This is a genomic window from Mesorhizobium sp. M0088 (assembly GCF_040322895.1).
Taxonomy (GTDB): domain Bacteria; phylum Pseudomonadota; class Alphaproteobacteria; order Rhizobiales; family Rhizobiaceae; genus Mesorhizobium.
In genome coordinates this window covers 174,180-180,821 of the sequence record NZ_JAMYUI010000016.1, presented here as the reverse complement: position 1 = coordinate 180,821, position 6,642 = coordinate 174,180, and the positions used below count along the sequence as shown (strand labels likewise).

The 6,642-nt window shown below is 63.9% G+C and carries 7 protein-coding genes and 1 pseudogene; 6 read left to right on the top strand and 2 right to left on the bottom strand.

Annotated features, from left to right (window positions below):
* Nucleotides 1-271 precede the first annotated feature (271 nt).
* Nucleotides 272-484 carry a cold-shock protein gene (locus NKJ67_RS20695; protein ID WP_010910991.1) on the bottom strand — a complete coding sequence of 71 codons (213 nt, stop codon included), beginning with the start codon at nucleotides 482-484 and terminating at the stop codon, nucleotides 272-274.
* Nucleotides 485-780: 296 nt separating this feature from the next.
* On the opposite strand from NKJ67_RS20695, the gene NKJ67_RS20690 reads away from it, so the two are divergent.
* Entirely contained in the window at nucleotides 781-1,110 is a 330-nt protein-coding gene (locus NKJ67_RS20690; protein WP_027162103.1) for a hypothetical protein, read from the top strand.
* Nucleotides 1,111-1,123: 13 nt separating this feature from the next.
* Here NKJ67_RS20690 and NKJ67_RS20685 read toward each other — a convergent pair whose 3' ends face one another.
* On the bottom strand, nucleotides 1,124-1,693 hold the full coding sequence (locus NKJ67_RS20685) for a methylated-DNA--[protein]-cysteine S-methyltransferase (protein ID WP_352582747.1): 570 nt from the start codon (nucleotides 1,691-1,693) through the stop codon (nucleotides 1,124-1,126).
* Nucleotides 1,694-1,874: 181 nt separating this feature from the next.
* Between NKJ67_RS20685 and NKJ67_RS20680 the strand changes: the two genes are divergently transcribed.
* From NKJ67_RS20680 to NKJ67_RS20660, 5 genes and pseudogenes are all read left to right on the top strand, one after another.
* Nucleotides 1,875-2,780, top strand: a complete 906-nt coding sequence (locus tag NKJ67_RS20680) for a transglycosylase SLT domain-containing protein (RefSeq protein WP_352582745.1) — start codon at nucleotides 1,875-1,877, stop codon at nucleotides 2,778-2,780.
* Between the two features lie 5 nt (nucleotides 2,781-2,785).
* Nucleotides 2,786-3,274 (top strand): GNAT family N-acetyltransferase, encoded by a 489-nt coding sequence (locus tag NKJ67_RS20675; protein WP_127326851.1) that lies wholly within the window; start codon nucleotides 2,786-2,788, stop codon nucleotides 3,272-3,274.
* Between the two features lie 284 nt (nucleotides 3,275-3,558).
* Nucleotides 3,559-4,826 (top strand): annotated as a pseudogene (locus tag NKJ67_RS20670) (ABC transporter substrate-binding protein).
* A 116-nt stretch (nucleotides 4,827-4,942) separates the two neighbouring features.
* Complete coding sequence (locus NKJ67_RS20665) at nucleotides 4,943-5,815, top strand: carbohydrate ABC transporter permease (protein WP_352582753.1); 873 nt, start codon at nucleotides 4,943-4,945, stop codon at nucleotides 5,813-5,815.
* Nucleotide 5,816: 1 nt separating this feature from the next.
* Nucleotides 5,817-6,641: a carbohydrate ABC transporter permease gene (locus tag NKJ67_RS20660; protein ID WP_352582743.1), complete on the top strand. Its 825-nt coding sequence runs from the start codon at nucleotides 5,817-5,819 to the stop codon at nucleotides 6,639-6,641.
* Nucleotide 6,642 lies beyond the last annotated feature (1 nt).

The window sequence follows — 6,642 nt, the reverse complement described above, 5'->3', positions numbered from 1 at the left end:
GCGGTCTGTTCAGGGGCGGGTCGCTTCAACATGACCCAGTGAATCAAAAACCCCCAGCAAATGCCAGGGGTTTGTCAGCAGTCTGAGGCGGGATTAAATCCCGCCTTCCATGCTTGGTAGCCTGATCGGGAACGTCCGGTCCGGGCTGGCAGCTATCTGCTGATCCAGCTTGTCGGGTCTTTCCGCTCCAGCGCGCTTCTCGCGCGACTGTCAGTACATCCGTGACTTGCCGCGCGCCCCGAGCTCTCGCCCGGCGCGCGCTATCGCAAAATCAGGCTGCCTTGCTCAGAGATCCAGCGGACGACTTGCCAGTGCGGCGGTCCTGCTCGATCTCGAAGTTGATCTTCTGGCCTTCGACCAGGGTCGACAGTCCAGCACGCTCGACAGCGGAGATGTGGACGAAAACGTCCGCGCCGCCCGCGTCAGGCTGAATGAAGCCGAAGCCCTTGGTGGCGTTGAACCACTTGACCGTTCCAGTTGCCATTTAGATAGTCCTTCACATTTGCTTTAGATTGACCGGACCGAGGTCCAGCCGGTGTGCATCGAGATTTTGGAGATAGACGTCAGCAAACGCGATTATCGCGAGGCCCGGATCGATCGGCCGAAATATCAATGGAAGGCATATAGGCTGCTTTCGCACGAAAAACAAGACTGCGTGAGAAAGCCGTGATGAGGGCGCCGCCCAATGGCCGCCCCAATCGCGTGAGAGCGTCGCGATGATCGGAGCCTGTGGGCGCTCGATCCGCACCCGCTTGGGAGGGGATCTTGGGGGAGAGGACCATGAAAACCATTCTGCTTGCCGCCTGCCTGACGCTTGTCGCCGCTCAGGCTCAGGCGATCTCGCGCTACGACCCGACGCGTATGAGCTGCGGCAAGGTTCAGGCGACGATCGCCCGGCAGGGGGCGGTCATCCTGCGCTACCAGTCGAAGCGGGTGCCTGGACTGCCGCTCTACGACCGCTATGTGCAGAGCCAGCGATTCTGCAGCATGGGCGAGGTGAGGACACGGGCCTACGTGCCTAGCGCCGACACAAAGTCCTGCCCGGTCTACAACTGCAAGCGGCCGGACAATGACCGGCATTTCCGCCGGCGGTTCTTCCACAACAACTAGGCACCTGCCTACATCAGAACCCGAACGACACCTGCGCTGGTGGCGGGGGGCCGACGCGCACGCCTTCCATGGCCAGCATCTTCTCCTTGGTGATCGATCCGCCGGGCGCCGAGAAGCCGCCGATCTTGCCGCCGGCGGCAAGGATGCGATGGCAAGGGATGACCAGCGGCACCGGATTTGAGCCAAGGGCGGCCCCGGTTTCGCGGGCGAGCCCGGCATGGCCGGCGGTTTTGGCCAGCTCGCCATAGGTGGTGGTTTCGCCGAAGGAGAGTTTTCGCGCCGCGTCGTAAATGGCGAGGCGGAAATCGTCGACGCCGTCGAGATCGACCGGCACGGCGGAGAAATCGATGTCCTCGCCCGCCGCATAGGCCTTGATCGCCGCGATCAGCTCGACCACCCATGGCGGCTGCGCCGTGGCACTGGAAACGCCGCCATGGCGCAGCAGGCGCCGCTCCACCGCCTCGCGGCTGCGTTCGGGCAGGCAGAGCCGGGTCAGGCCCTTTTCGCTCCACGCAATACCCATGAAACCGATCACTGTTTCTAACACTGCGTGGCCGGCCGTGATCGAAGCTGTCGTGACCATGATGCGTTCCTTCCCGCAAAGTGGCGAAATCCGGGATTCGTTCCGGTACATATCCGGAACAATATGGCACCACCGCCTGCCTCTCGCCACCCGAAAACCACCTGAGCGCCCCGATTGCCCGGCCTGAATCGCTGGTGTAAGGAATTTCTTAACAACCCGACAAACCGGACCCGAGCGCGGCTTGCCAGCAAAACTCAACCTTATCGCGATCGGCGTGATCCTGGCCGCCGCCGGCATCAGCGGCTGCACGTCGACCTCGCAGATGAAGCCCGCGCCTGCTCTCACCGAAACAGCGACCGTCGCCGGCACTGACGCCGGTTTCACCGTGCCGCTGCCGGAGACGGTTTCGGTGCTGCCGGAATCATCAGGGATCGCCCCCGTTCAGACGGCCGAGCTGCCGCTCGATCCCGCCGCACAGCCGGTTGCCGCGACCGCCGCTTTTGCCGGATCCACACCGGCGGCACCAGCCGTGCCCGCGGTGATGACCGCCAATGCCTGGCAGGCGCCGCCGCCGGCAAATGCGAGCAAGCCGGTCAAGGCGGCCGAGACCTATACGACCGCGGGGCTGGTCGTGCCGGCAACCGCCAAGGGCGATCGCATGCCCGGCGTCCAGCAAGTCGCCTATGTCGTGCCGCAGAACCCGGCGGCCCTGGTCCAGTTCCCGGCAGGGCCCGTGCAAGAAGAACACGCGACGGGCGTGCGTGGCGATGTCGAGCGGCTGATCGAGAAATATGCGGCGATCTATCAGGTGCCGGTGGATCTGGTGCGCCATGTCGTCAACCGCGAGAGCACCTTCAACCCGAAAGCCTACAACAACGGCCATTGGGGGCTGATGCAGATCAAACACGCGACGGCGCGCGGCATGGGCTATGACGGGCCGGCCAAGGGCCTGTTCGATGCCGAAACCAATCTGAAATACGCGGTGAAATATCTGCGCGGCGCCTGGCTGGTGGCCGGCGGCAACGCCAAGAAGGCCGACTGGCTCTACCAGACCGGCTATTATTACGACGCCAAGCGCAAGGGCCTGCTCGAGGCGACCGGCCTTGGCCGCGACCGCCAGCGCCGTCGCCTGCAGCCCGACGCCTGAGCGCGATGCCTGAACCGCGCCCACCGGCTCTCAACGACATCCGGCTGCGCAAAATCCTCGACGAGACGCTGGTTCCGCCGCACTGGCCCGACGGCTTTGTCATGCGCAGCTTCGAGCCCGGTGACGCGCTGCCCCTGCATGCGCTGTTGACCGAAGTGTTCGACGACGGCGCCGACGGTCCGTTCGACGAGTGGTGGCCGCGCATCGCCGACGATCCCGAATTCGACCCGGCACTGTGCTTCCTCGTCATCGACGCCAAGGGCCGGCTGGCGGCAGCGGCACTGTGCTGGACCCGCGCCTTCGTCAAGGATCTAGCCGTTCATCCCGAGGCTCGCGGCAAGGGCGTTGCCGAAGCGCTGATGTGGCACGCCTTCGCCGTTTTTCGCGAACGCGGCGCCGATCATGTCGACCTCAAGACCAACACGGTCGAGAATCCCGCCGCCGTCCGGCTCTATGAGCGGCTGGGCATGATGCCTGTCGCCTGGGAAGGCTAGGGTGTGCTGATATTCAGGCGATGCCGGCCTGCAAATGATGGCTTCCTGCGCTTCCGGTGCTCACGTACCCGAAAGTACGCTCCGCTCCGGTTCTCGGAAACCACCATTTTCGACTCGGCCTGACCTGAATCTCAACACACCCTGATGGGTGTCGCCTCACGCAGGAACGGCGCGATTTGGGAACCCAAAGCGCCGCTTCGCATTCAATGGGAGGTGAGGGCCTGACAAGCTGCCGGCGGGTGGGAGGATTTTCCGTGGCCGGCTGCGGAGGGACATCCACCATCATGAAACTCTTTCACGCATTTCTGGCGCTTGGCGTCGCTGCCATTCTGGTCGGCACGCCGGCGCGGGGCGTCGAGCTGTCGATGGTGTCGGGCGATACCGGCGACGGCATCAAGGTGCTGCGCGAGATCCTCGACCGTTACGAGAAAGACAGCGGCAACAAGGTCAGCATCGTCGTCATGCCGACGTCCGGCACCGACCAGTTCGGCCAGTACCGGCTTTGGCTCGCCGCCGGAAACAGTGACATCGACGTCTACCAGACGGACGTGATCTGGGCACCGCAGCTCGCCAGTCAGCTCGTGGATCTGACCGCAGCGACCAAGGACGTCGTGGCGAGCATTTCCCATCGATCATCCAGTCACAGACCGTCAACGGCAAGCTCGTCGCCTTGCCGATCTTCACCGATGCGCCGGCGCTCTACTACCGCAAGGATCTCCTCGACAAATATGGCGCCAAGGTGCCGGCCACCTGGAAGGAACTGGCGGACACCGCCAGGCTGGTCATGGACAAGGAGCGTGCGGCTGGCAATCGGGATATCTGGGGCTTCGTCTTCCAGGGCAACGCCTATGAAGGGCTGACCTGCAACGCGCTCGAATGGGTGATGTCGAATGGCGGCGGCCAGATCATCGAGCCGGACGGCACTATCTCCGTCAACAACAGTCAAGCGGCGGCGGCGCTCGACATGGCCAAGGGCTGGGTCGGGACCATCGCGCCACCCGGCGTGCTCGCCTACCAGGAAGAGGAATCGCGCGGCGTGTGGCAGACCGGCAATGCGGTGTTCATGCGCAACTGGCCCTATGCCTATGCGCTCGGCAACGGCGAGGGCTCGCCGATCAAGGGCAAGTTCGACGTGGCGCCGCTGCCGGCCGGCACGGGCGAAGGCGCCCGACCGGTCGCGGCCCTGGGCGGCTGGAACCTCGCCGTCTCCAAATATTCGAAACATCCGGATGCCGCGATCGAGCTGGTCAAGTTCATCGCCTCGCCCGCGATGCAGAAATACCGCGCGCTGAAGACGTCCAACCTGCCGACCATCCAGGCGCTGTATGATGATGCCGACATTGCCAGGGAGCAGCCGATTATTCCGCGCTGGAAGCAGATATTTCTCAATGCGGTGCCGCGCCCCTCGGCCGCGGCCAGGATCAAATACAACGAGGCGTCGAGCCAGTTCTGGAACGCCGTTCACAACACGCTGTCGGGCGACGGCACCGCCGCCGACAATCTGGCCGACCTCGAAGCGACGCTGACCAAGCTGAAGGGCAACGGCTGGTGACCACAGTGCCGACAGGGACCGACGCCCGTGCGGCGTCGGAGACACAGGCTGTTCGCCGTCGGCCATCGCCGTTGACGGCACAGCGCGTTCGCTCGGCGTGGCTTTTCCTGGCGCCGATGCTTCTGGTGCTCGCCGCGGCGGCCGGCTGGCCGCTTGCCCGCACGGTTTATTTCAGCTTCACCGACGCCTCGCTGGCCGACCTCGACGCGCGCCAATGGGTCGGCTTCGGCAATTATTTCTCGGTGCTGCACATGCCGAGCGGCCGGACCCTCTATGACGGGCTGCTCGTCGATCCGGTCTGGTGGCGTGCCGTCTGGAACACGGTTCGTTTCACGGTGATTTCGGTGACCTGCGAAACCATCCTCGGCACGATCGTTGCCCTGGTTCTCAATGCCGAATTCAGAGGCCGCGGCGTCGTCAGGGCAGCGATCCTGATCCCCTGGGCGATCCCGACGATCGTCTCGGCGAAGATGTGGCAATGGATGCTCAACGACCAGTTCGGCATCATCAATGTCGTGCTGCTCAACCTCGGCCTGATCAGCACCAAGATCGCCTGGACGGCCGACGCCGACACGGCGATGGCGGCCGTCCTCATCGTCGATATCTGGAAGTCGACACCATTCATGACGCTGCTCATCCTGGCTGCGCTGCAGATGCTGCCGAGGGAGATCATCGAGGTCGCCAGGCTCGACGGCGCCAACCCCTGGCAGATCTTCTGGCGGGTGACCTTGCCGCTCATCCGCCCGGCGCTGATGGTGGCCGTGATCTTCCGCGCGCTCGATGCGCTGCGCATCTTCGACCTGATCTATGTGCTGACGCCCAACAATGTGCACACCAAGTCGATGTCGGTGTTCGCCCGCGAGAACCTGTTCGAGTTCGACAAGTTCGCCTATGGCTCCGCCGCCTCGACCTTGCTTTTCCTGATCCTCGCTCTGCTCACCATCGTCACCATCCGCATCGGCCGGATCAGCTTGGACGGAGGCCGCTGACATGTGGATCGTGAAGCGCACGGCCTTTTACCTGCTGGTCGCGGTCATCGTCTTCGTCGCCGTGTTCCCGTTCTACTATGCCATCGTCACCAGCCTGAAATCGGGGACCGACCTGTTCCGGACCGATCTGTGGCCGACGACGCTCAGTCTCGCCAATTACCGGAATGTGCTGACCGAAGGCAGCTTCGTGCGAAACTTGCTGAACTCGCTCTTCGTCTCGGGCGCGGTGGTTGCCCTTTCGCTGTTGCTCGGCGTCACATCAGCCTATGCGCTGGCGCGCATTCGATTCCGCGGCCGCTCGGCCCTGCTGTTCATCATCCTGTCGGTTTCGATGTTCCCGCAGGTGGCGCTGCTGGCCGGGCTGTTCGAACTGGTCCGCATGTTCGGCCTCTACAATTCGCTGTTCGCGCTGATCTTCTCCTACATGATCTTCACCTTGCCGTTCACCGTCTGGGTGCTCACCACCTTCGTCCGGGACCTGCCGGTCGAGGTCGAGGAGGCGGCGATCCTAGACGGCGCGACGCCGTGGATCATCATCACGCGGGTCTTCCTGCCGCTGATGTGGCCGGCGCTGGCGATCACCGGGCTGCTGGCTTTCATCGGCGCGTGGAACGAGTTCCTGTTTGCGCTGACCTTCACCTCCAACAACGCACAGCGGACCGTGCCGGTGGCGATCGCGCTGCTCTCCGGCAACTCGCAGTTTGAGATCCCATGGGGCAACATCATGGCCGCCTCGGTGATCGTCACGGTGCCGCTGGTGGTGCTGGTCCTGATCTTCCAGCGCAAAATCGTCTCCGGCCTCACCGCGGGCGGGGTCAAGGGGTGAG

Coding starts and splice junctions, on each gene's coding strand:
- NKJ67_RS20665 (WP_352582753.1), top strand. CDS start 4,943: ATGCTTCTGGTGCTCGCCGCGGCGGCCGGCTGGCCGCTTGCCCGCACG.
- NKJ67_RS20660 (WP_352582743.1), top strand. CDS start 5,817: ATGTGGATCGTGAAGCGCACGGCCTTTTACCTGCTGGTCGCGGTCATC.
- NKJ67_RS20690 (WP_027162103.1), top strand. CDS start 781: ATGAAAACCATTCTGCTTGCCGCCTGCCTGACGCTTGTCGCCGCTCAG.
- NKJ67_RS20685 (WP_352582747.1), bottom strand. CDS start 1,693: ATGGTCACGACAGCTTCGATCACGGCCGGCCACGCAGTGTTAGAAACA.
- NKJ67_RS20675 (WP_127326851.1), top strand. CDS start 2,786: ATGCCTGAACCGCGCCCACCGGCTCTCAACGACATCCGGCTGCGCAAA.
- NKJ67_RS20695 (WP_010910991.1), bottom strand. CDS start 484: ATGGCAACTGGAACGGTCAAGTGGTTCAACGCCACCAAGGGCTTCGGC.